The organism is Lysobacter capsici, from assembly GCF_018732085.1.
GTDB classification, from domain to species: Bacteria; Pseudomonadota; Gammaproteobacteria; order Xanthomonadales; family Xanthomonadaceae; genus Lysobacter; species Lysobacter capsici_A.
Genome location: NZ_CP076103.1, coordinates 4,307,023 through 4,333,835, shown reverse-complemented (window position 1 = coordinate 4,333,835; position 26,813 = coordinate 4,307,023). Strand labels below are relative to the sequence as shown.

The 26,813-nt window shown below is 68.1% G+C and carries 24 protein-coding genes; 10 read left to right on the top strand and 14 right to left on the bottom strand.

Going from position 1 to position 26,813, the window contains the following annotated elements; translation table 11 throughout:
• Window positions 1-145 precede the first annotated feature (145 nt).
• Window positions 146-1,399: an imidazolonepropionase gene (gene hutI, locus KME82_RS18070; RefSeq protein WP_215495287.1), complete on the bottom strand. Its 1,254-nt coding sequence runs from the start codon at window positions 1,397-1,399 to the stop codon at window positions 146-148.
• Between the two features lie 79 nt (window positions 1,400-1,478).
• Here hutI and KME82_RS18065 point away from each other — a divergent pair, with 79 nt between their 5' ends.
• The gene (locus KME82_RS18065; RefSeq protein WP_215495286.1) at window positions 1,479-2,756 is read left to right on the top strand and encodes a formimidoylglutamate deiminase; all 1,278 of its coding nucleotides are present in this window, start codon (window positions 1,479-1,481) and stop codon (window positions 2,754-2,756) included.
• Window positions 2,757-2,886: 130 nt separating this feature from the next.
• Here KME82_RS18065 and KME82_RS18060 read toward each other — a convergent pair whose 3' ends face one another.
• The 4 genes from KME82_RS18060 to KME82_RS18045 all read right to left on the bottom strand — a co-directional run bounded on the left by KME82_RS18060 (window position 2,887) and on the right by KME82_RS18045 (window position 10,095).
• Complete coding sequence (locus KME82_RS18060; protein WP_215495285.1) at window positions 2,887-3,429, bottom strand: methylated-DNA--[protein]-cysteine S-methyltransferase; 543 nt, start codon at window positions 3,427-3,429, stop codon at window positions 2,887-2,889.
• Window positions 3,426-5,033 carry a DNA-3-methyladenine glycosylase 2 family protein gene (locus tag KME82_RS18055; RefSeq protein ID WP_215495284.1) on the bottom strand — a complete coding sequence of 536 codons (1,608 nt, stop codon included), beginning with the start codon at window positions 5,031-5,033 and terminating at the stop codon, window positions 3,426-3,428. The genes KME82_RS18060 and KME82_RS18055 overlap by 4 nt, the downstream gene beginning before the upstream one ends.
• Window positions 5,034-6,186: 1,153 nt before the next feature.
• Complete coding sequence (locus tag KME82_RS18050) at window positions 6,187-8,463, bottom strand: DUF4082 domain-containing protein (RefSeq protein ID WP_215495283.1); 2,277 nt, start codon at window positions 8,461-8,463, stop codon at window positions 6,187-6,189.
• A 378-nt stretch (window positions 8,464-8,841) separates the two neighbouring features.
• Window positions 8,842-10,095, bottom strand: coding sequence for an ectonucleotide pyrophosphatase/phosphodiesterase (locus tag KME82_RS18045; RefSeq protein ID WP_215495282.1), 1,254 nt, complete (start codon window positions 10,093-10,095; stop codon window positions 8,842-8,844).
• 181 nt (window positions 10,096-10,276) lie between these two features.
• Between KME82_RS18045 and KME82_RS18040 the strand changes: the two genes are divergently transcribed.
• The gene (locus KME82_RS18040; RefSeq protein WP_215495281.1) at window positions 10,277-10,831 is read left to right on the top strand and encodes a YybH family protein; all 555 of its coding nucleotides are present in this window, start codon (window positions 10,277-10,279) and stop codon (window positions 10,829-10,831) included.
• Window positions 10,832-10,931: 100 nt separating this feature from the next.
• Complete coding sequence (locus KME82_RS18035; RefSeq protein ID WP_215495280.1) at window positions 10,932-11,267, top strand: hypothetical protein; 336 nt, start codon at window positions 10,932-10,934, stop codon at window positions 11,265-11,267.
• Window positions 11,268-11,414: 147 nt separating this feature from the next.
• Here KME82_RS18035 and KME82_RS26845 read toward each other — a convergent pair whose 3' ends face one another.
• The gene (locus tag KME82_RS26845) at window positions 11,415-11,996 is read right to left on the bottom strand and encodes a TetR/AcrR family transcriptional regulator (protein WP_215495279.1); all 582 of its coding nucleotides are present in this window, start codon (window positions 11,994-11,996) and stop codon (window positions 11,415-11,417) included.
• A 144-nt stretch (window positions 11,997-12,140) separates the two neighbouring features.
• Here KME82_RS26845 and hutU point away from each other — a divergent pair, with 144 nt between their 5' ends.
• Complete coding sequence (gene hutU, locus KME82_RS18025) at window positions 12,141-13,811, top strand: urocanate hydratase (RefSeq protein ID WP_215495278.1); 1,671 nt, start codon at window positions 12,141-12,143, stop codon at window positions 13,809-13,811.
• 85 nt (window positions 13,812-13,896) lie between these two features.
• Here hutU and KME82_RS27180 read toward each other — a convergent pair whose 3' ends face one another.
• From KME82_RS27180 to KME82_RS18010, 4 genes are all read right to left on the bottom strand, one after another.
• Window positions 13,897-13,959, bottom strand: coding sequence for a DUF6053 domain-containing protein (locus tag KME82_RS27180; RefSeq protein ID WP_430538848.1), 63 nt, complete (start codon window positions 13,957-13,959; stop codon window positions 13,897-13,899).
• 139 nt (window positions 13,960-14,098) lie between these two features.
• Window positions 14,099-14,542 (bottom strand): hypothetical protein, encoded by a 444-nt coding sequence (locus tag KME82_RS18020; RefSeq protein WP_215495277.1) that lies wholly within the window; start codon window positions 14,540-14,542, stop codon window positions 14,099-14,101.
• Between the two features lie 138 nt (window positions 14,543-14,680).
• Complete coding sequence (locus KME82_RS18015) at window positions 14,681-14,917, bottom strand: hypothetical protein (protein ID WP_215495276.1); 237 nt, start codon at window positions 14,915-14,917, stop codon at window positions 14,681-14,683.
• Between the two features lie 84 nt (window positions 14,918-15,001).
• Entirely contained in the window at window positions 15,002-15,352 is a 351-nt protein-coding gene (locus KME82_RS18010) for a VOC family protein (RefSeq protein ID WP_215495275.1), read from the bottom strand.
• A gap of 207 nt (window positions 15,353-15,559) precedes the next feature.
• Between KME82_RS18010 and KME82_RS18005 the strand changes: the two genes are divergently transcribed.
• Window positions 15,560-17,188 carry a DUF885 family protein gene (locus tag KME82_RS18005; protein ID WP_215495274.1) on the top strand — a complete coding sequence of 543 codons (1,629 nt, stop codon included), beginning with the start codon at window positions 15,560-15,562 and terminating at the stop codon, window positions 17,186-17,188.
• Window positions 17,189-17,322: 134 nt separating this feature from the next.
• A complete protein-coding gene (locus KME82_RS18000) occupies window positions 17,323-17,541 on the top strand; it encodes a DUF885 family protein (protein ID WP_215495273.1) in 219 nt (72 codons plus the stop codon).
• Between the two features lie 120 nt (window positions 17,542-17,661).
• Here the strand turns inward: KME82_RS18000 and KME82_RS17995 are convergent, their stop codons facing one another.
• Window positions 17,662-18,627, bottom strand: coding sequence for a CsgG/HfaB family protein (locus KME82_RS17995; RefSeq protein WP_215495272.1), 966 nt, complete (start codon window positions 18,625-18,627; stop codon window positions 17,662-17,664).
• A gap of 282 nt (window positions 18,628-18,909) precedes the next feature.
• On the opposite strand from KME82_RS17995, the gene KME82_RS17990 reads away from it, so the two are divergent.
• Window positions 18,910-20,070 carry an AAA family ATPase gene (locus KME82_RS17990; RefSeq protein ID WP_215495271.1) on the top strand — a complete coding sequence of 387 codons (1,161 nt, stop codon included), beginning with the start codon at window positions 18,910-18,912 and terminating at the stop codon, window positions 20,068-20,070.
• 423 nt (window positions 20,071-20,493) lie between these two features.
• Here KME82_RS17990 and KME82_RS17985 read toward each other — a convergent pair whose 3' ends face one another.
• Entirely contained in the window at window positions 20,494-21,432 is a 939-nt protein-coding gene (locus KME82_RS17985) for a LysR family transcriptional regulator (protein ID WP_215495270.1), read from the bottom strand.
• A 175-nt stretch (window positions 21,433-21,607) separates the two neighbouring features.
• Between KME82_RS17985 and KME82_RS17980 the strand changes: the two genes are divergently transcribed.
• From KME82_RS17980 to KME82_RS17970, 3 genes are all read left to right on the top strand, one after another.
• Complete coding sequence (locus tag KME82_RS17980) at window positions 21,608-22,624, top strand: zinc-dependent alcohol dehydrogenase family protein (protein WP_215495269.1); 1,017 nt, start codon at window positions 21,608-21,610, stop codon at window positions 22,622-22,624.
• Between the two features lie 168 nt (window positions 22,625-22,792).
• Window positions 22,793-23,350: a GNAT family N-acetyltransferase gene (locus KME82_RS17975; RefSeq protein ID WP_215495268.1), complete on the top strand. Its 558-nt coding sequence runs from the start codon at window positions 22,793-22,795 to the stop codon at window positions 23,348-23,350.
• 338 nt (window positions 23,351-23,688) lie between these two features.
• On the top strand, window positions 23,689-24,405 hold the full coding sequence (locus tag KME82_RS17970; RefSeq protein WP_215495267.1) for a glycoside hydrolase family 75 protein: 717 nt from the start codon (window positions 23,689-23,691) through the stop codon (window positions 24,403-24,405).
• Between the two features lie 17 nt (window positions 24,406-24,422).
• On the opposite strand, the gene KME82_RS17965 is transcribed toward KME82_RS17970, so the two are convergent.
• Entirely contained in the window at window positions 24,423-25,502 is a 1,080-nt protein-coding gene (locus KME82_RS17965) for a DNA methyltransferase (RefSeq protein WP_215495266.1), read from the bottom strand.
• Window positions 25,489-26,586 carry a hypothetical protein gene (locus KME82_RS17960; RefSeq protein WP_215499121.1) on the bottom strand — a complete coding sequence of 366 codons (1,098 nt, stop codon included), beginning with the start codon at window positions 26,584-26,586 and terminating at the stop codon, window positions 25,489-25,491. Before KME82_RS17960 ends, KME82_RS17965 begins: the two co-directional genes overlap by 14 nt.
• Window positions 26,587-26,813: the final 227 nt, after the last annotated feature.

Below are 26,813 nucleotides of genomic sequence, written 5' to 3'. Positions count from 1 at the left end.
CCGGCGCGGCCCCCTTTTTCAAAGGGGGCGATGTCGATTCGGGGGCGCTTCGAATGTCGATGTCGATAAGAGGGCCGTCAAGCGTTTGGCTGCGCATCGCGCACTCAACTAACCGACGCGCTATCGATAACCGAACGCATCAATCCTACTCGCCGCGCTCCACCACCACCCCTCCCCCCGCAACCACCCGCCGCGCCAGCCGCCCGCCAAGCCAATAGCACAGCTCGGCCGGATGCCCGATATCCCACTGCACGAAGTCCGCGCGCGCGCCGACCCGCAGCACGCCCGCATCCACCAGCCCCAGCGCGCGCGCCGCATGCACGGTCGCGCCGCGCAGCGCTTCCTCGGGGGTCAGGCGGAAATGCGTGCAGGACAACTGCATGGCCTGGCGCAGCGACAGCAAGGGCGAGGTGCCCGGGTTGCAGTCGGTCGCCACCGCCATCGCCACGCCGTGCTCGCGGAACGCTTGCAGCGGCGGCAGCTTGGTTTCGCGCAGCACATGGAACGCGCCGGGCAGCAGCACCGCGACCGTGCCGTGTTCGGCCATCGCGCGCACGCTGTCCAGCGAGGTGTGTTCGACGTGGTCGGCCGACAGCCCATCGAACGCGGCGGCGAGCGCGCCGCCGCCAAGGTCGCTGAGCTGGTCGGCATGCAGCTTGACCGGCAGGCCGAGCGCGCGCGCGGTTTCGAACACGCGCCGGGTCTGCGCCGGGCTGAAGCCGATGCCTTCGCAGAACGCATCGACCGCATCGACCAACGATTCCGCATGCAGAAGCGGCATCCACTCGCAGACCGCGTCGATGTAGGCGTCGGCGCGGTCGCTGTATTCGGGCGGCAGCGCGTGCGCGCCGAGGTAGGTCGTGCGCACCTGCACGCCGAGGATCTCGCCGATCCGGCGCGCGACCCGCAGCATCTTGCGTTCGTTGTCGAAGTCCAGGCCGTAGCCGGACTTGATCTCCAGGCTGGTCGCGCCGTCGGCCAGCAGCGCGCGCGCGCGCGGCAGCGACTGGCGCAGCAGTTCGTCCTCGCTGGCTTCGCGGGTGGCGCGCACGCTGGACACGATGCCGCCGCCGGCGCGGGCGATGGCTTCGTAACTCGCGCCCTGCAGGCGCAGTTCGAACTCGCGCGCGCGGTCGCCGGCGAACACCAGATGGGTGTGGCAGTCGATCAGGCCGGGGGTAATCCAGCCGTCGGCCTGGATCAACGTCGCGGCCAGTTCGGCCGGCTCGCCATCCAGCGCGGCGCGCGGGCCGATGTGGGCGATGCGGCCGTCGCGCCAGGCCAGCGCGGCGTCGGCGATCTCGCCGTAGCCGTCGGCGCAGTCGAGGGTGGCCAGCGAAGCGCCGAGGATCAGGCCGTCGTAGCGGTGGCCGTGAGGGGCAGAAGTAGAGGCGGTCATGGTGCCGATTCTAGTCGGTTGTGCCGCTCGCTCGCGCGCGAGGGTCGCGTTGCGCCGCCGCGCAGGCGAGAATGCGCGCATGACCACTCCCGCCTCCCAACGCATCTGGACCCCCGCCGGCTGGCGCGGCGACGCCGCCGGCGATCGCGTCGTGCCGGGCATCGCCAACCTGCATTCGCACGCGTTCCAGCGCGCGATGGCCGGCATGGCCGAGCGCCAGACCAACCCCGCCGACAGCTTCTGGACCTGGCGCGAAACCATGTACCGGTTCGCCGCGCGCTTCACCCCCGAGGCGTTGCATGCGGTCGCCACCCAGTTGTACGTGGAGATGCTCGAAGCCGGCTACACCAGCGTGTGCGAGTTCCACTACCTGCATCACGCGCCCGACGGCCGGCCCTACGCCGACCCGGCGGCGATGTCGCGCGCGCTGATCGCCGCCGCGCGCGAAACCGGCATCCGCATGACGCTGCTGCCGGTGCTGTACATGACCGGCGGTTTCGACGAACGCCCGCTCGGCGAACGCCAGCGCCGCTTCGGTCACGACGTCGAGGCGTATCTCAAATTACTCGACACACTGCGCGGCGAAACCGACGCGCTGCTGCGAGTGGGCTGCTGCCTGCACAGCCTGCGCGCGGTGCCGCCGGGGCCGATGCGCGACGTGCTCGCGGCGTTGCCGTCCGACAGCCGCGTGCATGTGCATATCGCCGAACAGGTCGCCGAGGTGGAGGATTGCCTCGCCGTGCGCAAGGCGCGGCCGGTGCAGTGGCTGCTGGACAATGCCCAGGTCGACGAACGCTGGACCCTGGTGCATGCCACCCATCTCGACGAGGCGGAAGTGCAGGGCATCGCCCGCTGCGGCGCGACCGTGGCGATCTGCACCACCACCGAGGCCAATCTGGGCGACGGCTTCTTCCCGCTGCGCGATTACCTCGATGCCGGCGGGTTCTGGGGCGTCGGGTCGGACTCGCATATCTCGGTGTCGCCGGTCGAGGAGCTGCGCTGGCTGGAGTACGGCCAGCGTCTGCTCACGCGTCGGCGCAACATCGCGGTCAGCCAGGCATCGAGCAGCGTCGGCGAAACCTTGCTGCGCGACGTGGTCGCGAGCGCGTCGCGTTCGACCGGGTTCGATCAGGCCAGCCTCGATGGCGACACGTTGACTCTCGACGGCGATGCGCCGGCCTTGGCCGGCGCGAGCGATGAGGATTGCGTCGACCGCTGGTTGTTCAGCGGCAATCGCAGCGTGCTGCGCGAGGTGCATGTCGGCGGGCGGCAGGTCGTGGCCGACGGGCGTCATCGCGATCGTGAGGCGATCGCGGCGCGGTATGGGCGGACCTTGCGGGCGTTGCTGGCCGATTGATTTTGGCTCGGTGAGTTCGGCGATCTGATCGAAAGGCGTCGGGGCTCAAGCCCCTCCCACAAAAGACCTCGTGGCTGCGCAATCTTTTGTGGGAGGGGCTTGAGCCCCGACGCTTTCCGATCCGCCGCGATCAAACCGCAAACAGATCCGCGATCGGCGCGGGTTTGCCCAAAACCCCTTCATGCGTCAGCAGAAACTGCTTGGTCGGCAGCCCACCGCCGAACCCGGTCAGACTGCCATCGGCGCCGATCACGCGATGACAAGGCAGCACGATCGGCAGCGGATTACGCCCGTTGGCGGCGCCGACCGCGCGGGTCGCGGTGGGCTGACCCATGTGCCGCGCCATCTGCCCATAACTCCAGGTCTCGCCCCATCCGATCAGCGCGAGCGTGCGCCAGCATTGCATCTGGAACGGCGTGCCGTGCGGGGCCAGCGGCATATCGAAATCCTTGCGCGTGCCGGCGAAATACTCGGCGAGCTGCTTGCGGGTCGCGGCCAGCACCGCATCGTCGCCTTCGCGCCAGCCATCGCCCATCGACACCGGATGCCACGGCGCTTCGAATTCGATCAGGCGCAGGCCGTCGTCGCCGCTGGCGAGCAGCAGGCGCCCGACCGGGCTGTCGATGTGCTGGTAGGTGACCGCGTCGTCCTTGAGTCGGATGTTCGTACTCATGCGGCCTTCCTCGCTTTGCGTGTCTTCATCGGTGGATGGCTCGGCGGTTCGATCGCGGGCGCGGACTTGGCGGCGGTCTTCGCGAGCGGCGTGGACATGCTGTCGCGCCAGATCTGGATCACCGCATACGCGCGCCACGGCCGCCACGCTTCGGCGCGGGCGTTGAGCGCTTTCGCGCTCATGCGGATACCGTCTTCGGGCAGGGCTTTTTGCAGGACCAGATCGTCGGCCGGGAACGCATCGGGATGGCCGAGCGCGCGCAACGCGATGTAGTGCGCGGTCCACGGCCCGATCCCGGGCAGCGCGACCCAGCGCGCGACGAACTCGTCGAGCGTGCGTTCGGTGCGGAAGTCGACCCGGCCGTCGAGCAGCGCGCGCGCCACCGTGCGCACGGTGTCGGCGCGTGCGCGGGTCAGGCCGATTTCGGCCAGGTCCGCATCGGCCAACGCTTCGGGCGTCGGGAACAGATGTTCCAGCCCGGGCCCGAACGCTTTCGGCAACGGCTGGTCGAAACGTTGCGCGGTGCGCGCGGCGAGCGTGCGCGCGGCGGCGACGCTGACCTGTTGGCCGAGGATCGCGCGCACCGAGATTTCGAAACCGTCCCAGCCGCTGGGCAGCCGCAGCCCGGGACGCTTGGCGACCAGCGCGCGCAGCCGCGGATCGACCGACAGCGCCGCGCCGATCGCATTGGGGTCGGCGTCCAGATCGAACATCCGCCGCAGGCGATTGATGATTTCCAGCAAGCGCGCCGGCGCCGGCCCATGCAATTCGAGCTTGAGCGCGTGCTGTGGCTCGTTCTTGGCATTGGGCCAGGCGCTGACCCGGAGCCAGCCCGGCGTTTCGATCGGCCCGATCACCCGGCTGTAGCTGTGTTCGTCGACGACTTCCACGCCCGGCAGGGCGCGCCCGCGCAGGAAATCCAGCATCAGCGCGAAGTCGTACGGCGGCCGATAACCCAGCCGCAGCACCAGCGTTTCGCCGTCGCTGTTCGGGGGCTCGTTCGGATGCCGGCGCAGATCGCGCGGCGCCATCCGATAGGCCTCGCGGAAGGTGGTGTTGAAGCGGCGCAGGCTGCCGAACCCGGCGGCCATCGCGACTTCGGTGATCGGCAGGCGGGTTTCGGTCAGCAATTGCTTGGCGAACAGCAGACGGCGGGTGCCATGAACGCCGATCGGCGGCGCGCCGAGGCGATCGACAAACAAACGCCGCAACTGGCGTTCGCCGAGCCCGACGCGTTCGGCCAGCGCGGCCAGCGGCTGCTCGGCCAGCGCGCCCTCGTCGATCAACTTGAGCGCGCGCGCGATCGCCGCATCGCCACGGCGCCAAGCGCCTTCGGCCGGCGACAACTCCGGACGGCAGCGCAGGCACGGCCGGAACCCGGCGGCTTCGGCCGCGGCGGCGTGGCCGAAGTATTTGACGTTCTCGCGCTTGGCCGCCGGCGCCGGGCACACCGGCCGGCAATAGATACCGGTGCTGGTGACCGCGGTGAAGAACAGTCCGTCGAAGCGCGGATCGCGGCTGAGCCGGGCCTGTTCGCACACTTGCCACTGGGGCAGCGAGGCGCTTGGGGCGGGGATGGCGACGGGGTCGGATTTGCTGTTCATGGGGGAAGGCTAGCATCGGGCGGGGAGGGGGGACTCGCCGGATTCGGACATCAATGCTGGAGGGGTTCAGGGGGATGAATTGGGTGGTTTGTGGGGCTCGATCGGTCCCCTTTTGTTATCGCCGTGGCGGTGGGCGTTGTTGTTGCTGTTGCTGTTGCTCGCGCCTGAAGCTACGTAGTTCATCCAGCGCTGCGACGCCACTAACTCGCGTTAGCAAAAGCACACCCGTAGGGCGGCGCACATGGATGTGCGCCGTGCGCCACCGGGACAGGATGTCTCGTGTGGCGCATGCCTGCGTCGGCACCGATCGTGCGGCTTTTGACTCGAAACAGGAACGCCTTTTTCTTTGGTGACTTTTGACCGAAGGGAATCCAGACGGACTTTTGTCGCTTTTGACAAAAGAAAGTTACCCGCCGCTTTAGTGGCGGAAGCTTTTGATCCTGCTGGAAGCTCCTAAAAGCTTCAAAGCTCTAGAACCTTTGAAGCCGAAGGCAAGATCAATAGCTTTCGTCCGCAAGCGGCCGAGTTACTTTCTTTTGTCAAAAGCGACAAAAGTCCGTCTGGATTCCCTTCGGTCAAAAGGTAACCAAAGAAAAACGCTTTTCTGTGAATCAAGTGCCCGCAAGTGCGGAGCTGACGCAGGCACGCGCCACACGGGACATCCATGTCCCGGTGGCGCACGGCGTGCATCCTGCACGCCGCCCTCCGGGTGTGCGTTTGCTAACGCGAGTTCTTTGCTTCGCAGCGCTGGATGAATTGCAAGACTTCAGGTGAAAGCCGCATGGCCTACCTGTAGGAGCGGCGCAAGCCGCGACCGCGGGAGTGCAGCTATGACGAAAATTGCGAGGTCGCCGCGGTGGCGCGGTCGCGCCGCTCCTACAGGGAGGCCATCCGAGGAACGGGGTAAGTCGCGACGTCGTTCGATCAGATAGCGAAGATCATCGCGATCGGAACGAAAGGCGTCGAGGCAATAGCCCCTCCCACAAGAGCGGGGCGCGCGATCGCGTTGCCAAGAAAAAACCCCGAGGCCAACGTGCGGCCTCGGGGTCGACTAGAGCATCGTGTCTGGTACGTAGTTGCACAGCTACGCAACAAGGCAACAACGCAATAACAAAGCACTAAGCAACCAAGCAACGAGGTAACTTAACGACGACTACTGACAACTAGCCAACGGCGTCCCGTCATCCCACGCATTGCGCAGCCACTTGATCCCCTCGTTGCCGTTGTACGCAATCGTCGGCGAATGATTGGCCGGGCTGTGGTTGCCCACGTAACAAGCGCTGCCCCACTGCGAATTGCGCACGAACCGCGTGTCGCTGACTTCGATCACCACCCCCGAACCCAATCCGGAATCGTACGGCGCCAAGGTGTAACCGCCGCCGGCGAGGCGGCTTTCGCGGATGGTCAGGGTCGAACCCGCGCCCGGGCGATCGGCCCAGAACACCGCGGCGTTGCCGTAACCGGAGGTGTTGACCGGGCGCGCGTCGATGTTGCTGTGCACGATGCTGACGTGACCGACCTGACCCGGCGAATAGAACTGCACCGCGTCGAGATGATCGTCGGGATAGAAACAGGTGTTGTGAATCAGGCTGTCCTGGATCACCACCGGCTCGCCGCCGCCGGTGATCAGCATGTCGTCGCCGTTGTGGTGCAGGTGGGCGCGGATCAGGGTGTAGCCGTTGTCGCCGGTGATCAGGCGGCGTCCGCCGTTGTTGACCGCGGGGCACGCGTCGGGACCGACGTCGACGTCCTTGAGCACCAGGTTGCGGACGTTGCGATTGTCGACGAAGCCCTTGATCCGGCTGTTGCTCACGGTGACGTTGTGATGGCGGATCACCAGGTCGCCGGTGATCAGCATGGCGTTGATCACCTGGCCGTCGCGGGTGCTGCTGAGGCTGCCGTTGATCGTGGTCAGCGCCTGGCCCGCGGGCACGCCGGTGCAGGCCGCGTTCGGAAACGCCGGGAACGGCGGGCAACTGCGCGTGCTGCTCGCAGGCGGAGTGGTGACGGTGATCGCTGCCGATCGCGCCGATTCGTTACCGGCGGCATCGACCGCGCTGACCCGATAGCTGTAGGTCGTTTGCGGCTGCGCGTCGTCGTGCACGAACGCGGGCACGTCGACTTCGCCCAGCGCGACCGGGTTGTTGTCGAGATACACGCGGTAACGCACCGCGCCGGTGTCGTCGCTGCTGGTGTCCCAGTTCAACGACACCGTGGTGGCATCGCCGACGACCGCGCGCACTCCGGTCGGTACCGTCGGTGCGGTGGTGTCGCCGTCGAGTGGAGCGAATTCGACATCGACCCAGTAGTTCGCCGAGCGCCAGGTCGCGTCCGGGAATGCGCTTTGCGCGCCATAGCGGTAGTTGCCGTTGCCGCCGTCGCTGCCGTCGCGCAATGCGCGCAACGGGCCGTTGGCGTAGTCGGCGGCGGCGAAATAGTCCAGGTCGGCCGAATAATGGCCGCCGGGCGCGTAGTACGACACCACGTAGGTCGTATCGGCGGCGATCCGCACCGGCGTGGCAAAGGCGACGCGCTGCCAGCCCGACGGTGTTTCGTCGACGAAGTTCGCGCGCGCCAGCAAGACGCCGTCGTTGCTCCACAGATTGCCGACATGCACGCCGATGTTGGCCGCGGCCTTGTAGAAGCGCACGCCCTTGATCCAGCCCGGCTGGATGCTGCGGAAGCGCAGGCCCAGTTCGACCCCGCCGGGATCGGGCGCATCGACCACGGTCGGCACCGCGCTATCGTTCCACAGGCTCAGGCGGCCGGCTTCGAACGCGCGCACTTCGCGGATGTTGGTCCAGTACGAGCTGTTGTGGGTGCAGTGCAGCTGGCCGGTGACGCGCACCGCGCGCACTTCGCTCGGCGGGCCGCGGAAGGTGTAGGTGACGCCGGCGGTCTGCGAGGAGTCGTATTGATACGCCGGTTGCAGGGTCCAGCCGCTGTTGCGCCAGTCGCCGCTGAAGCTGTTGGAGAACTGCAGGGTTAGCCCCGCGCAGAACGCGCCGTCGCCGCTGCTGTTCCAACTGCCGTGGACGATCTCGACCCGGTCGATGGTGCGTAGTCGATCGCGCCATATCACTCCGGCCGCTTCGTAGTTATTGATCGGTTCGGGCTGGCCGCCACTGAGGTCGACATCGACCGTGTCGTCGCCGTCGTTGAGCAGCGACGCGGCCACCCGCACGCTGGTCGGTTCGGTCTCGCTGCGGCCGTCGGCGCCGGGTGTAAGCCCGTGCGCCCAGCGGTAGGCGGTGCCGGCCGGCGCGATGTTCTGCGCGCCGGCCGCGCCGGCGCACAGCAACGCGGACAGCGACAGGATGCAGGCCGACAACACGCGCTTCGCGTCGGTGCGGGTTCGCTTGCGTTCGGGTATTGCGAAACAGCGGCGCGCGCGGCGACGCGCAGGCTCGGTGCCTGGGGTGGTGTGCATGGACGGATCTCGAGAATGGATCGCGATGACGCAGCGCGCCCGGGAGTCGGCGCGCCGTTGCGGGGACGGTGACGGAACGGCAAGGAGGCGTGGAATCGCCAGCGCTAAGCTAGCGCTCCGCAGGTCCGCGAAATTCGGGCGAGCGTCACCAAAATCCGCATCGATGACAAACGTCAGCGCCGTGGGCTGTCAGCGATGCCGGCGAAAGCCCGATTCGCGCATCGCGACCTGTGTGTTGTCATCGCGCGGGCATGACAACGCCCGTAGCGCGATGCGTTGTCGATGCGGTCGCGCGGGTAGTTGCGCGGCCATGCGCGGGTCTCGTCGTCCGCATGCGCATCGTCGCGGTGTGGCGGTGCCCACCGCGCGATGCGATCGTCAGGGCCGATCGGGATCGCGCAATGCCGGCAGCAGCGGCGCGATGTCGCCGTCGTTCCTGGCCGGGCGAATACCGATCAGACGCGTCAGCAGCGGATACACATCGACGTTGTCGAACGCGGGAATGGTCGCGCCGCGCTTGAACGCCGGGCCGCGGGCGAGAAAGATCGCGCGCATCGACGGCAGGGCCGGATCGAAGCCGTGCGAGCCGCGGGTCTGGACCTGGGTCGCGCCGCGCAGTTTTTCGCCTTCGATCGCGTCCCAGCCCTCGTGCATCTGACACACGATCGGCGGCACCCGCGGATGGGTGCCGTAATGCCAGCGCGCCGGCAGCTCGCTCTTGCGCCAGCAGTCGTATTGTTCGTGCGCGCCGAGCAGGCGGTGTTCGACCTGCGCCTCGAAACCGGGATTGGGGGCGATGCCGATCGACTGGCCGACCGAGGTCACCACGGCCTGCTCGGGCGTGACCATGTCCTCGACCGCGATGCGATGGCCCGGCACCACTTCGGCCATGCCGTGGTCGGACACCACGATCAGGTTGACGCGTTCGAGCTGATCGCGCGCGGCCAGGCCGTCGAGCAGGCGGCCGATCGCCGCGTCGATGCGCACCATCGCCTCGCGCGCCTCAGGGGAATTCGGACCGTGCTCGTGGCCTTCGTGATCGAGCGCGTCGAAGTACAAGGTCGCCACGTGCGGCCGGGTCGAGGCCGGTTCGCCGAGCCAGCCCAGCACTTCGTCGACGCGCGCGTTCTCGTCGACCTTGGCGTCGAACGGGCGCCAGCGGTTCGGACGCAGGCCGTGGATCGGCGCTTCGCTGCCGGGCCAGAACAAGGTCGCGCTGCGCAGGCCGGCTTTCTGCGCGCCGATCCAGATCGGTTCGCCGCCGCTCCACCAGCGCGTATCGCCGACCGCATCGCGATCGGCGACCTTGAACTTGCCGATGCTCGCGTCGCTCATGCTGTTGTGGATCACGCCGTGGTGGTCCGGACGCAGGCCGGTGACCAGGGTGTAGTGATTGGGAAAGGTCAGCGACGGGTACGACGGCGTCATCCACTGCGCGCGCACGCCGTCGCCGGCCAGTCGTTCCAGGTTCGGGGTCTGGCCGAGTTCGAAGTAACTCGCGCGAAAGCCGTCGATCGAAATCAGCAGCAAGGGCGTGTCGGCCGGCGGCGCCTCGGGGCGGGTCGGCGGGGTGCAGGCGGCGAGGGCGAAGGCGAGCAGGGCGGCGGTGGCCGCGGTCAGAATCGAGCGCATCGCGACATGATAGCCGGGGCCGATGGCCGGCCTGTGTCACCGCATCGGCCCCGCGCGCCGCGCGGCGAATCGCCAGGATCGGCATGAAGCCTGCGGTATGAAGAGCGGCATGACTTCCGTCGCTGGCGGCGGGGCGGCACGCGGCCGATAGTGATCGCCGGATCCTGTCGCGAGTTCCGCCATGCGCCGTATCGTTCGCACCGTTTGCCTGCTGGGCTCGCTGAGCGTGTCGGTCGCGGCCGCGCAGACGGCGCCTGCGCCGTCCGCGCCAGCGTCGCCGCAACTGAGCGCGGACGAATGCGCGGTGTGGGCGCGCGAGCTGGGTTTCGCCCGTTCCATCGCCGAGCACGACCGCAAGGCCTTCGCCGAGCACGTGCATGAACAGGCCGCGTTCGGCGCCGGCAGCGTCCAGCCGACCCGGGGCCGCGACCGCATCGTCGAGGAATGGGCCGGGCTGATCGAAGGCAAGCGCCTGCGCCTGCGTTGGTATCCGACCCGGGTCACCATCGCCGGCGCGCCCGACATCGCCTGGTCGACCGGCCCGGCGCTGTACCAGAAGCTCGATCCCGGCGCGCAGCCGCGTTACCTGATCGGCGCCTACCAATCGGTCTGGCAGCGCGGCGCGGACGGGGTGTGGCGGGTGTTGTTCGACGACGGCATCGCGCCGCGGCCGGCGACCGAGGCCGAAGCGATGGCGTTCCACAGCGGCCGCCGCGAGACCTGTCCACAACGCTGACAATCGGCTAAACGAAACGCATGACACCTGCGTCACGCCGACACGGCGGGCGTATGGTGATGGAGCCCATTCCCAACCCTGTTCGTACAGGAGGCGCTTCATGAAACGTCTGATGCTCGCCACGGCGTTGAGCGCATTCGCGTTCGCCGCCGCGGCGCAAACCCCCAATCCGCAAACCCAGGTCGAATCGACCGTGCAAGCCGATGCACGCCAGGCCGACACAAGCGTCGATGCGAAGGCCGATGCGCAGGCGCAGCCGGCGAAGAAAAGGCTCAGCGACGCGCAATGCCTGCGCGAGACCGGCTCGCGCATCCAGTCCAGGTCCAAGCGCGACTGCGCCGCCTACGGCCGCAGCTACAGCCGCGACGATCTCAACGGCACCGGCGAGGTCGATGTCGCCAGTGCGTTGCGCAGGCTCGATCCGGCCGTTCACTGAGGCCTGGCTTGCGCAGTCGCTGTTTCGCTCAGCGTCCCGATTTCGCTTAACTTCTGGTCCGACTCTGGATCGATCGAACGCCCGGCTCGTGCCGGGCGTCTTTTTGTCCGGCCCCGCGTTATCGCGCGCGGCCGCGACGTCCGCGGCCTAGGCCTCGATGCCCTGCAGCAAGCGCGCGAGCGAGGCTTCGTAGAAACGGCGGAACTCGCGTTCGTCGTAACTGAAACGGCCGGCGCGGTACAGCGCGATCAGACCGTGGGTGTGCGCCCATAACGTCATCGCGATGTCCCAGGCATCGCCCGGCTTCAGGCGTCCGGCCTGTTGCGCTTCGATCACTACATCGGCGACCACGTTCAAGGTCGGCGAGCGGCGCGCGCGGAAATCCTCGGGGAAGCGCCGCGCCCGTTCGCGCGGCATCGAGAAGGCGTGATCGAACAGATGCGGGTGCGCCAATGCGTAGTCGAGGTAGATGCGCTGGATCGCCAGCAGCCGTGCGATCACGTCGCCGCCTTCGTTGCGCGCGCTCCAGTGATGGGCGATCTGCTCGAAGCTGTCGTCGCTGATGCGCTGCAGCAGCGCTTCGCGGTTGGGGAAGTGGCGGTAGATCGCCATCGGCGTCAGCCCGACGGCCTGGGCGATGCCGCGCATGCTCACCGCCTGCGCGCCGCCGCGCTCGAACAAGGCGCGCGCGGCGCGCAGGATGCGATCGGCGGTGGCGGGCGCGCTCATGTATACAGCGTATACATTTTGGCTTCGGTGCGACAGTTTCGGGCGCAAACACCGCTTTGCACGCGCTCGCGGCGGTGCCGGCGCTGGCGAGCGGCCGGAACGCGGCGCGATAATTCGGGTCTCTTTCGCGCATCGGAAACCGCCATGTCCGCAGCCACTCGCAACGATCCCTCCCGCGTCATCCGCGCTCCGCGCGGCAGCGAGAAAACCTGCAAGTCGTGGCTAAGCGAGGCCGCGTTCCGGATGATCCAGAACAACCTCGACCCGGACGTGGCCGAGAATCCGGCCGAACTGGTGGTGTACGGCGGCATCGGCCGCGCGGCGCGCGACTGGCCTTCGTTCGATGCGATCTTGAAATCTCTGCGCGAACTGGAGGACAACGAGACCTTGCTGATCCAGTCGGGCAAGCCGGTCGGTGTATTTCCGACCCATGCCGATGCGCCGCGCGTGTTGCTGGCGAATTCCAACCTGGTGCCGCACTGGGCGACCTGGGAGCACTTCAACGAGCTCGATAAGAAGGGCCTGATGATGTACGGCCAGATGACCGCCGGCAGCTGGATCTACATCGGCTCGCAGGGCATCGTCCAGGGTACCTACGAGACCTTCGTCGAGATGGGTCGCCAGCATTACGGCGGCGATCTGACCGGCAAGTGGATCCTGACCGCCGGCCTGGGCGGCATGGGCGGCGCGCAGCCGCTGGCCGCGTCGCTGGCCGGCGCGTGTTCGCTCAACATCGAATGCAAACAGAGCAGCATCGACATGCGCCTGCGCACGCGTTACGTCGACGAGCAGGCGAGCGATCTCGACGACGCGCTGGCGCGCATCGCCAAGTACACCGCCGCGGGCGAGGCCAAGTCGATCGCGCTGCTCGGCAATGCCGCCGACGTGCTGCCGGAACTGGTGCGCCGCGGCGTGCGTCCCGATGCGGTCACCGACCAGACCAGCGCGCACGATCCGGTGCATGGCTATCTGCCGATCGGCTGGACGGTCGAGCGTTGGCTGGCCGAGCAGAAGAGCGATCCGCAGGGCGTGCGCGATGCGGCCAAGAAGTCGATGCGGGTGCATGTCGAGGCGATGCTCGCGTTCCAGAGGCAGGGAATTCCGACCTTCGACTACGGCAACAACATCCGCCAGATGGCGCAGGACGAGGGCTGCGAGAACGCCTTCGATTTCCCCGGTTTCGTGCCGGCCTACGTGCGCCCGCTGTTCTGCCGCGGGGTCGGTCCGTTCCGCTGGGTCGCGCTCAGCGGCGATCCGGAAGACATCTACAAGACCGACGCCAAGGTCAAGGAAATCATCGCCGACGACGCGCACCTGCACCGCTGGCTGGACATGGCGCGCGAGCGCATCAGCTTCCAGGGCCTGCCGGCGCGCATCTGCTGGGTCGGCCTGGGACTGCGCCACAAGCTCGGCCTGGCGTTCAACGAGATGGTGCGCAACGGCGAGTTGAAGGCGCCGATCGTGATCGGTCGCGATCATCTCGACAGCGGCTCGGTGGCCTCGCCCAATCGCGAGACCGAAGCGATGAAGGACGGCAGCGACGCGGTCAGCGACTGGCCCTTGCTCAACGCGATGCTCAACGTCGCCGGCGGCGCGACCTGGGTGTCGTTGCATCACGGCGGCGGCGTCGGCATGGGTTACTCGCAGCATTCCGGCGTGGTCATCGTCTGCGACGGCAGCGAAGAGGCCGACAAGCGCATCGCGCGGGTGCTGTGGAATGACCCCGGCACCGGCGTGATGCGGCATGCCGATGCGGGCTACGAGATCGCGCAGCAGTGCGCGAAGGAACAGGGCTTGAAGTTGCCGATGCTGTAAGCGCGGCGGGGTGCTTCGGATCGAAACGGCCCGGGATTCCGGGCCGTTTTTTTTGGGGAGCGGGAATTGCCACAACCAGCCAGAGTCAGTGCGCTGCCCCGAGGTTTTTTGTGGGAGGGGCTTCAGCCCCGATGCTTTTCGATCCGATGAGGGATTACTGCAAGAAAGCTTTCGCAGATCGGGCGATCTGAGAGGAAAGCATCGGGGCTGAAGGCCCTCCCACAAAATACCTCGCAGCCTTATTCGTAGGTGAGGCTGATCTGCGTGGTGTACTGCCTCGTGGATGTTCAGGTCGAGGCGTTCGCTGGCAACTGCGTCCACTCGACTTCGAGCCGGTTCCACTGCCCCGGAAACAGTTCGCCCTCGATCGATGCGCGGCGGATCTCGCCGTGCCGGCGCAGGGTCTGCGCCGCGAGCCGGTCGATGGCCTTGTCGAGCAGGGCTTCCAACTCGTTGTAGCGCGGGTCGAAGTGGCCGTGCTTGGGGTGCGAGTCGGCGCTCAGCCGGCCGGCGTGGGCTTCGGTTTCCCAGCGTTGCCAGATCGCCCAGTGCTCCTGCGCCCAGGCGTAGGTTTCATCGTCGATCGGGGTGATGTCGAACACGTCGCCGTAGATGCCCAGTTCGTCGTCGAACACGCAGGAGAAGTAATGCGGGCGGCCGTTATGGTCGGCGATGCCGGTACGCGGGCCGTCCGCGTAATCCCAGATCATGCGCAGGGGTTCGTAGGCCATGGGGCGATCGGTGAGTGGAAGCGATAGGGCATAGCATGCGCAATCGCCCGGCCCGGTCAAGATGGCGGCTGCTCGATTTACCTGGGCCGGACCGGGCGAGTGTCGTGGTTCGCGACGCCGGCCCTGCGGCGAGTGCGATCAGGCCGGCGACTGCACGTAGCGATACGCCATGTACGCGACGGCCGCGAATGCGGCCCACGCCAACAGGCCGACCACGCCGCACAAGGTATCGCTGGGCTCTTTGTCCCGGTGGAAGGGTTTGAGCAACACGTAGCCGGTGCCGTACAGCAACCCCTGAAATAACACTTCGGCCACCATGCGCCCGAAGAACCGCAGCACACCGCCGAACACTTCGCCTACCGCGTCCAAGGCCATCGAGATCGTTCCTTCGTCGATGGCCGGATCATAAGCCAAGCCGGGCGCCGATTGCGTCCGCGATCCGACGCGGTTGACGCGGGTTTATTGTTGGGTCCACACCGCCAGTTCGTAGCCGTCCGGATCGGTGAAGTGGAAACGCCGTCCGCCGGGAAATTCGTGGTTGGCCACGATCGGGGCACCGGCGTCTTCCACGTTGCGTCGCGCCTTGTCCAGATCGTCGGCGTAGATGATCACCAAGGCGCCGCCGGGCTGCGGCCGGCCCTGGGTGGTGAAGCCGCCCTTCATGCGGCCGTCGCTGAACTCGCAATAGTTCGGGCCGTAGTCGGTGAAGGTCCAGCCGAAGGCTTCGGCGTAGAACGCCTTGGAGGCGGCGATGTCGGACACGGTGAATTCGATGTAGTCCAGGCGCAGGTTGCGGTCGGTGGGGGGCATGGGCGTGATCCGGTGGCGAACGGCCTTCCTTTGTACACGCTCGCACGCACCGCGTCGTCGTGAGACTGCGGTCGCAATGCGCTGCGACGCAGGTTCCCGCCGCGCTGTTTCGCAGCCAGGCCATTAGCCACCGTGACCTCCGGCGCAGGGTGCCGTGTCCGCGCAATCGTTAACATCGAGTTGCGGATGACCGCCGGGGAGATGCTTATGCGACGCACCAGACAACGAATCGGACTGTTGGCCTTGACGGTGGCGCTGTCGCTGCCGACGCTGGCGGCGCTGCCGCCGCCCCCGGCCGCGGCCAAGGCCGATGCGCCCAGGCAGGCCGCCGGCAAGGACGACGCATCCGCCCAGGTCGACGCGATCGCCGACGATTACCTGGCCGCGGTGCTCGATTTCGATCCCGGTCCGGCCTACCAGACCGGCTTGCCGTTGAAGCGGCACGACTACCTGCCGCACAACGCCGCCGCCGATCTGCGCGCGTTCGAACGGCGCGAGGATGGGTTGTGGCAGCGCTTCTCGGCGATCGACCGTGCCGCGGTCGGCGACGACGGCGCGCAGCTGCTGTACGCGCAACTGCGCGAGATGCTGCAGGCCAGCCGCGGCATGCGCGTGTGCAAGGCAGAAGGCTGGAACGTCAACCACATGGGCGGCTGGCAGAACAATCTGGCCGATCTCGCCGATCGCCAGCCGGTGGCGACGGCCGAAGAACGCAAGCAGGCGCTGACCCGCTGGCGCGGTTTTCCGGGCTATGTCGACAACGAGATCGTGAATTTGCGCGCGGGCCTCAAGGCCGGTTATTCGGCACCCAAGACGCTGGGCGCGCGTGGCCGCAATCGACGCCGTCGCACGCTCGCCGCCGGTCGCCGTCGTGAGACCGGCGCAGCACAGCGAGGATGCCGCGCGGGCAAGGGTTCCGCGCTCGTCGCTGATCAGACGCCGGCCGCCGCCGCCCGCGCCGCCGCGCTAGCAGCCCAGACAGCATCGCCTGTCGGCCCCGACGCTGTCGCCGCTCGCGCGTGCTGCGCCGCCCCCGGCCGCGCGCGCCAAGAGGCGCCGGCGGCAAGCGACCGTCGCAGATCCGCCGCCGGTGAGCGAAAACGGCGGTGCTCGATTCGCGGCAGCGACCGCGGCATCGAAGCCGCGGCGCCGACGTTCGCCTCGGCGCGAGAACTGGCGTTCTCGCAGCCGCGGCATGCTCGACGCGCGCGAACGAGCGCGAAGATCGCGCGATGCCGGCCAGCCCGCGTCGACGGTGAAGAACGCAACAGCGCGGGCTGGGTGCAGCGCAACGAGATCGCCCGATCGCCGCCGGGGCATCTACCGCGCCAATGCGCCCGGCGACGATGCCGCGCGGCGGCCGAGTCACCGGGCAGAACCTGGCCCGGCTCAACCGCAGATCGCCTCGCGGCGCGCGTGCGCCGAGTTCTCGTCGCGCACGGCCAGCGCGAGGATGCGCGTTCGCGAAGCGCTCGCGCGCCGGCTTCCGTTGCGCGATCGGCGCGCCGCGAGGCCGGCGAGCCTTGCGTGGTGCCTGGACCCGGGCAGTTCACCGCGCGCGCGCGAGGTATCTACTGCGCCGCACCGTCGCGACGCCCGCACGGTGAGCGAACTGGGGCAGAAGGCGGCGTCAGCCCGGGCGCCTGGCGAACCCCGCCCGGCCGACGAGGAACTGGCGTTCTCGCGCTTCGTGCAGCGCGAGTCGCGCGGCAGCCGGCGCGGGGTCAGCTCGCATTACGAGATGCAGCCCGACATCGCCAAGCCGGGCATCTACCGCGCCAACCTCGACCGTCCCGGCGACGATCGCCGCGGGCGCCGCGATCACCTGGTGCATGACCGGGCATCACTGACGCCGCGGCGATCGGGGCGCGTTCGTGGCGCGGCGGCGGGAAGGCTGGGCGCGCTACGCCGAAGCGCTCAGCGAGGAAGCCGCACCAGCGGCGATTCGGCGGCGCGCACCGGCGCGCGGGATGGTGGTCGGACGGGCATCCATCGGCGGCGCCGGGGCAGGTTCGAAGTCGGGCGCGCTGGAAATCTTCGCGCTGCGTCGCGAGGCCGAACAGGCGCTCGGCGATCGTTTCGACATCCGCCAGTTCCACCAGCAGGTGCTCGGCGACGGCATCGTGCCCTTGCAGTACCTGCGCGAGCGGGTGCAGGGCTGGATCGCGCGCAGCCGCGCGGCGAAGTAAAGCGCTCGCTGCCGCCGTTCATTGCGCGATCGAGCGCGCGTGGCTGGAGCAACAAAAAGGGCTGCCGGTGACGGCAGCCCTTTCGTTTGTCTGTCTACCGATGATGCGAGCGAGGAAGACTTACTTCGACAGCTCCAGCGCCAGCGAAGACACCCAGCCCTTGTTGCCCAGTTCGTCCTCGACTTCCCACATCGCGCCCTGCTTGTTGCCGGTGGGGTAGAGCATCATGCCCGGGTCGAGCGGACGCACCACCTTGCCGGCGCCGTTGGAATTGGCGAACAGGCGCGCGGCCTTGACCACGGTGACCGCCTGCTGCGAATTCGAGGCCGACGGGTTGTTCGACAGCCCGCCCAGTTCGGCGACCAGGTTGGTGTAGGCCTGCAGGTACGCCAGGGTGATGACCTGGCCGACTTCGGTGTTGGCGTAGCCCGACACGCCGGCGCCGCCCAGGCCGCTGCCGCCGAACAAGGCGCCGCTGCCGCCGAAACCGATGTCGGTCTTCTTGGCGCTGCCTTCGGCCATCGCGACCTGCTCGGAGGAGCGCACGTCGGTCACCGTCAGCACCACGTCGGCGGTCTTCTTGTTGAAGTTGAGGTTGCCGGCGACCGCGCCGGCCTTGCCGCCGATCAGACCGCCGAGCAGGCCGCCGATCGCGTTGCCGCCGGCGTTGCTGTTCTTGGAGATCAGGTCCGGCACCAGCACGTAGTCGGCGGCGCGGATCTGGCCCTTGCCGATGTTGGATTTGTTGCGCAGCTGGCCGTCTGCGGCCAGATCGCGTTCGCGCATCGCCGAGTCCATGCCGACGCCGCGGTCGACCAGGGTGAAGCAGCGCGATTTCTGCACGAACACCTTGATCAGCTTGCTCGGCGCGGGCAGCTGCTGGCCGCTCCACCAGTTCACCGTGTCTTCGGGCTCGATCACCGAAATCGCGCCGAGGTTCTTGGAGCAGGTCGGGATCTGGGTCATCTTCTCGGCGCGCTGGTCCTGCGCGCTCTTGCGCTGGGCCCAGCCCGGTGCGGCGCTCAGCGCGGCGGCCAGGCCGATCACGCAGGCGGCGGCCTGGATTCCCCTGTTTGCGGTCTTCATCGTCATTCGTTCCTTCAAACTGCTTTCCTGAAAGCCGCGGCCGGTGCGGACGCAGCGCCTGATTCGAGTCGATCCGTCCTCCCGCCGCACGGCCGGAAGGCCGGGTCGGTCGGGTCCCCAGACGAACGCAGGCACGGAATATCCGTGCCTGAGGGTGACTCGCTAGACAATAATAACGTGATCAATGTCCGTTTAAGGACGTCGCCTGTCAGTGTCGACAGGTGCGGGCGCCGGCGGGCGGCTTCTGGCAGGCTGGGCGCCCGTCTCCCGCGTTCGACCCGCATGCTCAGCACCCTGGCCATCGCCAATTACCGTTCCCTGCGCGAACTGGTCGTGCCGATGGGCCGGCTCAACGTGGTCACCGGCGCCAACGGCAGCGGCAAGTCGAATCTGTACCGCGCGCTGCGCCTGCTCGCCCAGACCGCGCAGGGCGGAGTGGTGACGGCGCTGGCGCGCGAGGGCGGCTTGGAGTCGACGTTATGGGCCGGGCCGGAGACGATCTCGGCGCGGATGAAGCGCGGTGAGGTGCCGATCCAGGGCGGGCCGCGCAACGCGCCGGTGTCGCTGCGGCTGGGCTTCGCCGGCGACGAATACGGCTATGCGATCGACCTGGGCCTGCCGACGCCGAGCCTTTCGATGTTCGCCCACGATCCGGAAATCAAGCGCGAGGCGATCTGGAGCGGGCCGTTCCTGCGCTCGTCCAATCTGCTGGTCGACCGGCGCGGGCCGATGGCGCGGGTGCGCGAGGGGCGCGGCTGGCGGGTCGCGGCCGAACACCTGAGCGCGTTCGACAGCGTGTTCGCCCAGATCGCCGACCCGCGCGCCGCGCCGGAGGTGCTGAGCCTGCGCGAAACCATCCGCGGCTGGCGTTTCTACGATCACTTCCGCAGCGACGCGCAAGCGCCGGCGCGGCAGCCGCAACTGGGCACGCGCACGCCGGTGTTGAGCCACGATGGCCGCGATCTGGCCGCGGCCTGGCAGACCATCGTCGAGATCGGCGATCCGCGCGCGCTGGCCGAGGCGGTCGACGATGCGTTTCCCGGCGCGCGGGTCGAGGTCGACGGCGAGGGCGGACGTTTCTCGCTGCGCTTCTTCCAGCACGGCCTGCTGCGGCCGTTGTCGGCGGCGGAACTGTCCGACGGCACCTTGCGCTATCTGCTGTGGATCGCCGCCCTGCACACCCCGCGACCGCCGCCGCTGATGGTGCTCAACGAGCCCGAAACCAGCCTGCACCCGGACCTGCTGCCGGCGCTGGCGCGGCTGATCGCGCACGCCTCGCGCCGCACCCAGGTGTGGGTGGTCTCGCATGCCTCGCGCCTGATCAGCGCGTTGGAGGCCGAAGACGATTGCAACAGCCTGCATCTGGAAAAACAGTTCAGCCAGACCGGCATCGCCGGGCAGGGGATGCTGGATGCGCCGGCTTGGTATTGGCCGGAGCGGTGAGTTTGGAGGGGTGAGTTTGGAGGGGTGAGAAGTGAGAGGTGAGGAGTGAGGAGTGAGATAGGAGCAAAGGCTTCTGCTTTTCCCCCCTTTGAAAAAGGGGGGGTAGGGGGATTTGCTTTTGCTCTTAGAACTCCCCACGCAACGTCGTCGCTTGCGGGTAAAAGCAAATCCCCCCTACCCCCCTTTTTCAAAGGGGGGGAACGGTAGGTTGGAGCGCTGCGGATTGAAGGTGGCGTTTGCTCCGTGCATTGCATCGGATGCCACGCCGCGCATCCTCCGCATCCCCGCATCCCCGCATCCCCGCATCTCCGCATCTCCGCATCTCCGCATCTCCGCATCCCCACAGCCCCCACATCCCCCACATCCCCCACATCCCGACATCCCGACATCCCGACATCCCGACATCCCGACATCCCGACATCCCTAGGCCGCCTCGCGCCACCCCTGCGCCTCCAACCCCACCAGCACCGGAATCCGCTCCACCAGCAGATCGATCGCCACGCGCGTGCGCAGCGGCAGGTAATGGGTGTGCGGCCACACGGCGTTGATGCGGCCGCCGACCACGCGGTCGGCGTGCATCACCATCTGCAATTCGCCGGTGCGCACGTATTGGCTCAACAGCCAGCACGGCAGCTGGGCCAGGCCGGCGTCGGCGATCGCGGCGTCGGCGATCGCCTGCAGGTCGTCGAAGCGCAGCCGCGCGCGCACCGCCGGTTCGCGCACCTCGCCGTTCGCGTCGCGCAGGCGCCACGGCACGCTGTGGCCGTTGCGGCCGTACAGCACCGCGTCGTGGCCGGCGAAGTCGTCGACCTCGCGCGGCAGTCCGCGCTGCGCCAGGTACGCGGGCGACGCGCAGATGCCGAGGCTTTCGTCGGTCAGCCGGCGCGCCGCGAGGGTCGCGCTGTCGGGCAGGCGGCCGATGCGGATCGCCAGGTCGTAGCCGTCTTCGACCAGATCGACCACGCGGTCGCTGAAGGACAGGTCGATGTCGAGTTTCGGGTGCCGGCGCGCGAGTTCCAGCATCACCGGCGCCACGCAATGGCGGCCGAACAGCACCGGCGCGCTGACCCGCAACCGGCCGCTGGGTTCGCGCCGGCCGCTGTCGAGCGCGGCCTGGGCGGCGTCGAGTTCGGCCAGCGCTTTGACGCAGCGTTCGTAGTAGGCCTGGCCGTCGTCGGTCAGGCTCTGGCGGCGGGTGCTGCGGTGGAACAGGCGCGCGCCGAGCTGTTGTTCGAGCCGGGCGATGCGCTTGCCGATCGCCGAGCGGGTCACGCCCAGGCGCTCGGCGGCGATCGCGAAACTGCCGGCCTCGGCCGATTGAACGAAGGCGACGATGCCGAGCAGTTGGTCGTTGACGGCCATATTGGTTCCTGTGGGGCTACGAAGTGTGGCCTGAATCTAGCCACTGGGGCGTATCGGGCGACGCTATCGTAGCGCCACACGGTCGCCAGGCACATCGCATCCGCCCGGACCCGATCCGCGCACCCGCGATCCACCGCGCGGCCGTCGCACTCCCCCACCTCCAAAGAGAATCCCCATGAAGGCTTATCGCATCCGCAGCGGCGCCGGTATCGGCACGCTGGAATCGTTCGAACGCCCCTCGTTCGCACTGGCCGCCGGCCAGGTCCGGGTCCGGGTCCGCGCGGTGTCGTTGAATTTCCGCGACCTGATGATCGCCGGCGGCAGCTATCTGCCCAGTTCGGACACGCCGGTGGTGCCGGCTTCGGACGCGGTCGGCGAAATCGTCGAGATCGGCGCCGGCGCCGGCCGCTGGAAAGTCGGCGACCGGGTCGCGACCAGTTTCTTCCCCCACTGGCACGCCGGCGCGCCCACCGCGCACAACACCCGCGACGCCTTCGGCGCGGTCGCCGACGGCGTGCTGGCCGAGGAAATCGTGGTGTCGGAAGACTCGGTGTTCGCGGTGCCCGCGCATCTCGACGACGCCCAGGCCGCGACCCTGACCTGCGCCGGGGTGACTGCGTGGAATGCGTTGTTCGTCGAAGCCCGTTTGCAGCCGGGCGCGAGCGTGTTGCTGCTGGGCACCGGCGGCGTATCGATCTGGGGCCTGCAACTGGCCAAGGCGGCCGGGCTGCAGGCGATCATCACCTCGTCGAGCGACGACAAGCTCGCCCGCGCCAAGGCGCTCGGCGCCGATGCGACGATCAATTACCGCGCCACCCCGGAATGGCAGGACGAAGTGCGCCGGCTCACCGACGGACGCGGCGTGGACGCGGTGCTGGAAGTCGGCGGCCAGGGCACCTTGCAACGTTCGATCGACGCCGCCGCGATCGGCGGGGCGATCTCGATCATCGGCGGGGTCAGCGGTTTCGGCGGCGACTTCAATGCGTTCTCGCTGATCACCGGGGTCAAGCGCCTGTCCGGCATCTTCGTCGGCAGCCGCGCCATGGCCGAGGATCTGTCGCGCTTCGTCGCCGTCAACGCGATCGCGCCGGTGGTCGATCGGGTGTTCGGGTTCGATCAGGCGCGCGAGGCGTATGAGCATCTGCAAAGCGGCGCGCATTTCGGCAAGGTGGTGATCGAGGTCGGGCGCTGAGTCAGCTGGGTGGGGTGGCGCGGGTTGCATGAGGTTGCGCCGTCGATGTGGCGGCGCGGTCGCGGCTTGCGCCGCTCCTGCAGGGGGCCGACGTGGATGCGACTTTCCGCCGATGCCGTTTGATCTGCCGGCATGCGATCTTGATCGCCCCTCACAAAGCATGCCGCCATGAGCGATTCGACCGACGTTGCTGCCTCCCTCACCACCCACATCCGCCGCGCCCACGCCGGCGACGCCGACGCGCTGGCCCTGGCCGGCGCGGCGACGTTCCTGGAAACCTTCGCCGGCATCCTGCACGGCCGCGACATCGTCGAGCATTGCCGCGCGCAGCACGCGCCGCAGGTCTACACCGCGTGGCTCGCCGATCCGGCGACCGCCTCGTGGCTGGCGCAGACCGATCGCGGCGATGCGCCGGTCGGTTATGCGGTGATCGCCCCGGCCAAGTTGCCGCTCGAGGACGTGAGCGCGGACGATCTGGAACTCAAGCGCATCTACCTGTTGTCGCGTTTCCACGGCGGCGGCGTCGGCCGCGAACTGATGCAGCACGCCGTGGCCGAGTCGCGCGCGCGCGGCGCGCGGCGGCTGTTGCTCGGGGTCTATGCCGGCAATGCGCGCGCCTTGGCGTTCTATGCGCGCAACGGTTTTCGCCAGGTCGGCGAACGCCGCTTCCAGGTAGGTGGAAACACCTATGGCGATGCGATCCTCGCGCTGGATCTGCATGAATGAAAGCCGCCAACGCGCTGACAAACGCCGCGGCCGATGTCGCTTCGAAAGCGCCGCGATCGCGCCAAAATAGTCGCGTTTTATGTGCCAGGTGGCTGTAGTAAACCAGCGAGAAATTTTTATTGGACGGATCGCGAACACGATCAGTCGGTAACGCATGCATGCATTCGCTCAAGCCGTTGCATGCCTGCCGCGATGCCCGCCGAAACACGAAGCCGAAACGCGAAAATTAAATCTCGCGAAATCACATCGGATTGACATGAAACGGCGCGTCGGCACGTTAGCCTGCGCACATAACACGGCAACATCGCCGTGTTTGTCGACCAGGCAAGGAGGGTGCCGTGAGTATTTTGGTCGTTGACCGATGGATGGACTTCAAGGGAACTTCGATTCACACACTCGATGCAGGCACTCAGCAGGCATACGCCTATCTGAGTCCGCATATTTCGATCACCGCCGATGGCGCGCCCGACGCCTACCATCCACACAACCTGGGGCTGGCGAACATCCGCCACAGCGGTTGGCCCGACGGCGACTGGCGCAGCGCGCTGGTCGCCGATCCCAAGCGGCCCGGGCGGCCGCTGGAACAAAACCGCGGACGCAACGCCGGCTACTACATCTCGATGACCGCGTTGAGCGATCCCGAGCGTCCGCGCACCGATCCGCTGGCCTATGTCGACGCCGCGCGCATTCCGTATCTGACCTTGCCGGCGACGTTTTTGCAGATACACGGCACCGGCGAACTCGGCGACTTCGTCGTGGCCTATCACCCGCGAACGCGTCGCTACAGTTACGGCGTAGTCGGCGATGTCGGCCAGGACCGGCCGCTGGGCGAGGTCTCGATCCGCATGGCCAGCGATCTGTCGGGGCAGACGGTGAACCTGGCCAGCGGCAAGGGCGCGCCGAGCGGGGAGACCTTGTACCTGGTGTTTCCCAAGTCGCGATTGAGCCCGGCCTGGCCGATGGCGCCGGCGGCGATCCGCGCGCGCTGCATGGCGCTGCTCAAGCCGCTGGGCGGCAGCGCGCGGCTGGAGCAGATCGCCGAAGCGCTGGCCTGAGACGCGGCGGGGTTAGCTCACGACCGCTCGACCTGCGGCTGACCGGCCAGGCTCAGGTCCAGCCGCACCAGCCGGCCGAGCCGGTCGCGGCGTTGCGCGCGCAGATACCAATGCGCGCGCAGCCGATCGATCCGCACCGGCGGCAATACGGGTTCGCCCCACAGGCTCAGTTCGTAATGGCGTTGGTGCAGCCAGTGCAGCAGCGCGTTGAAGCGATCCTCGTCGTCGGGCAGTTGCAGGTCCGCGTCGCCGGGCCGGCGCGCGGGCGGATCCCCGTCGTGCGCGAGCCAATGGGCGAAGCTGCCGTACAAGTCGAAAGCGAAGCCGGCCTCGCGCATCGCCCGCAACTCGTCGATGGTGCTGCGCAGGCAGATGGTTTCGGCGGTCTTGTGCATTACCAGCGCGTACTCGTGGCTGCGGTTGCTGGCGCTGGCGCCGGCCGGCAGCGGCGCGGTGTCGCGTTCGTAGCACAGCAGGCGTTCTTCGCGCGCCACGAACATCGCGCCGAGCACCCGGCCCAGGTCCCAGGCCAGCGGCAGCATGCGGCCGTCGATCACCAGGTTCTCGGCCATCGCGATGCAGTAGCCGCCGTCGGGCAGGGCCGCGCGCACTGCGTAGAAGATGTCGCGCAGGCGTTCGAGGTAGGCGGCGTAATCGCGTTCGAGGTACAGCTGATCGCGGTTGCGCGAGCCGTCGCCCGCGGCCGCTTGCGGCCAGCGGCAACCGAAGTAGGGCACGCTGGTCAGGCACAGATCGATCGCGCCGGGAATCGCGGTCTGCGGCAGGCTGCCGACCGCGATCGGCGCATCGACGCCGTGCCGGCGCAGGCGTTCGCCGGCAAGCGCGGCGCGATCGGGATCGATCTCGATCCCGCAACCGGCGCGGCCTTCCAGCGCGGCCGCCAGCAAGGTCGTGCCGAAGCCGCAGAACGGATCGAACACGGTCTGGCCGGGGCGGCTGAAGTGGCGCACGAACGGCCGCATCTGGTTGACCCAGCCGCAGTCGCGGCCGTCGAAGCCGTCGCGGCCGCGCAGATCGTCGGGCAGGCGGTGTTCGGGTGGATCGGGCGACAGCACCCACCAACTACGGTTGTCCATGCATCGCTCCGTGGCGCGGGTCCCAGAGAATGTCGCGGTCGGGTTGCCAGCCGGCGCACAGGCGGCCGTCGGCATGGAACACCAGTTTGTAGATGTCGCCGCTGGCGTGGCGGCGGTGCATCGCGCTGTAGTCGGAGGATTCGAACACCACCTCCAGGCCGCTGGTTTCGTCGTACAGGCGCAGGTTCCAGAAGTAATAGCCTTCGGTGATCTGCAGCGCGCGCATTCGCGGCCACCAGTGCGCGGCCATGCAATCGGCGAGCACCTGTTCGATCGCGACGCGTTCGCTGTCGACATAACGGCGCGTGCCGTTGTCGCGATAGCCTTCGCCCAGGCGCGAGAACTCGCGGAAGATCACCGTGCCGGCGCCGCATTGCTTCGCCCAGTCGAGGTAGGCGGCGACGCCGCGCGCATCGGCGACGCCGTCGCGTTGCAGGATGCAGACCTGGCGCAGCGGCAACGCGGCCGAGATCGCGCGCGCGACCGCTTCGAACGCAGCGTTGTCGGCGACCGCTTCGCCGTCGCGGAAGCGCATGATGCGCTGGTTGCGCAGCGCATCGGGGTGATGCCGCGACAGCTCGACCCAGGACAGGCCGAAGCCTTGCAACGCGGCGATCAGTTCCTCGCCGCGGCCGCGCGCGAAGCCGGCGCCGTTGCTGTACAGCACCCGGTCGTGCGCGATCACGCCGTCACGTTCGGCCTGGTGCAGGGTGCGCAGCAGTTGCAGGAACCAGTCTTCGTCGTCGCTGGATTCCAGGCCCGACAGCGACCACGACAGCGGCAGGCCGCGCAGTTGCGCCAATGCCCGCGCCAGGGTGTCGAAATAATCGTCGGCCGGACGCAGCGTCTGCGCCATCGTGCCGCCTTCGAGCGGGCGCAGGGTTTCCGAACAGAAGCGGCAGCGCGCCGAGCACGGGCGCACCGAGGCGTAGGGGGTGAAGGTGATCGGCTGGGCGAAGCGGTAGCGTGCGCCGTCTATGCTGTGCGGATGCCAGCGGGTGGCGTCGTGTTCGACCGGCGCGCGGCGCGCGAGTTGCGGCGTGGTCGCGCGCAGGCGTTCGAACAGACAGGAGGCTGCGCTCAGGGGCAGGGTCGCCGGGTCTGCGGCGGCTAGCCCTTCGATGGGGGCTTGCATGGAAGATTCCATTGGTTGTCGTGATGTGGGGAAAGCCGAAGCATTCGAGCCTTCGGCGCTCATCCCCTCACCCTGGCCCTCTCCCGCAAGCGGGAGAGGGAAGCGGTTGCGTTGCTGTCCGATGATGGCGTTGTGTCGCGATCGCGTCGCCCTTAGCCCCTCTCCCGTGCAACGGG

What these genes read in the sequence shown, in the direction of transcription:
- hutI (WP_215495287.1), bottom strand. Translation starts at nt 1,399, where the DNA reads ATGACCGCCTCTACTTCTGCCCCTCACGGCCACCGCTACGACGGCCTG.
- KME82_RS18065 (WP_215495286.1), top strand. Translation starts at nt 1,479, where the DNA reads ATGACCACTCCCGCCTCCCAACGCATCTGGACCCCCGCCGGCTGGCGC.
- KME82_RS18060 (WP_215495285.1), bottom strand. Translation starts at nt 3,429, where the DNA reads ATGAGTACGAACATCCGACTCAAGGACGACGCGGTCACCTACCAGCAC.
- KME82_RS18055 (WP_215495284.1), bottom strand. Translation starts at nt 5,033, where the DNA reads ATGAACAGCAAATCCGACCCCGTCGCCATCCCCGCCCCAAGCGCCTCG.
- KME82_RS18050 (WP_215495283.1), bottom strand. Translation starts at nt 8,463, where the DNA reads ATGCACACCACCCCAGGCACCGAGCCTGCGCGTCGCCGCGCGCGCCGC.
- KME82_RS18045 (WP_215495282.1), bottom strand. Translation starts at nt 10,095, where the DNA reads ATGCGCTCGATTCTGACCGCGGCCACCGCCGCCCTGCTCGCCTTCGCC.
- KME82_RS18040 (WP_215495281.1), top strand. Translation starts at nt 10,277, where the DNA reads ATGCGCCGTATCGTTCGCACCGTTTGCCTGCTGGGCTCGCTGAGCGTG.
- KME82_RS18035 (WP_215495280.1), top strand. Translation starts at nt 10,932, where the DNA reads ATGAAACGTCTGATGCTCGCCACGGCGTTGAGCGCATTCGCGTTCGCC.
- KME82_RS26845 (WP_215495279.1), bottom strand. Translation starts at nt 11,996, where the DNA reads ATGAGCGCGCCCGCCACCGCCGATCGCATCCTGCGCGCCGCGCGCGCC.
- hutU (WP_215495278.1), top strand. Translation starts at nt 12,141, where the DNA reads ATGTCCGCAGCCACTCGCAACGATCCCTCCCGCGTCATCCGCGCTCCG.
- KME82_RS18020 (WP_215495277.1), bottom strand. Translation starts at nt 14,542, where the DNA reads ATGGCCTACGAACCCCTGCGCATGATCTGGGATTACGCGGACGGCCCG.
- KME82_RS18015 (WP_215495276.1), bottom strand. Translation starts at nt 14,917, where the DNA reads ATGGCCTTGGACGCGGTAGGCGAAGTGTTCGGCGGTGTGCTGCGGTTC.
- KME82_RS18010 (WP_215495275.1), bottom strand. Translation starts at nt 15,352, where the DNA reads ATGCCCCCCACCGACCGCAACCTGCGCCTGGACTACATCGAATTCACC.
- KME82_RS18005 (WP_215495274.1), top strand. Translation starts at nt 15,560, where the DNA reads ATGCGACGCACCAGACAACGAATCGGACTGTTGGCCTTGACGGTGGCG.
- KME82_RS18000 (WP_215495273.1), top strand. Translation starts at nt 17,323, where the DNA reads ATGGTGGTCGGACGGGCATCCATCGGCGGCGCCGGGGCAGGTTCGAAG.
- KME82_RS17995 (WP_215495272.1), bottom strand. Translation starts at nt 18,627, where the DNA reads ATGAAGACCGCAAACAGGGGAATCCAGGCCGCCGCCTGCGTGATCGGC.
- KME82_RS17990 (WP_215495271.1), top strand. Translation starts at nt 18,910, where the DNA reads ATGCTCAGCACCCTGGCCATCGCCAATTACCGTTCCCTGCGCGAACTG.
- KME82_RS17985 (WP_215495270.1), bottom strand. Translation starts at nt 21,432, where the DNA reads ATGGCCGTCAACGACCAACTGCTCGGCATCGTCGCCTTCGTTCAATCG.
- KME82_RS17980 (WP_215495269.1), top strand. Translation starts at nt 21,608, where the DNA reads ATGAAGGCTTATCGCATCCGCAGCGGCGCCGGTATCGGCACGCTGGAA.
- KME82_RS17975 (WP_215495268.1), top strand. Translation starts at nt 22,793, where the DNA reads ATGAGCGATTCGACCGACGTTGCTGCCTCCCTCACCACCCACATCCGC.
- KME82_RS17965 (WP_215495266.1), bottom strand. Translation starts at nt 25,502, where the DNA reads ATGGACAACCGTAGTTGGTGGGTGCTGTCGCCCGATCCACCCGAACAC.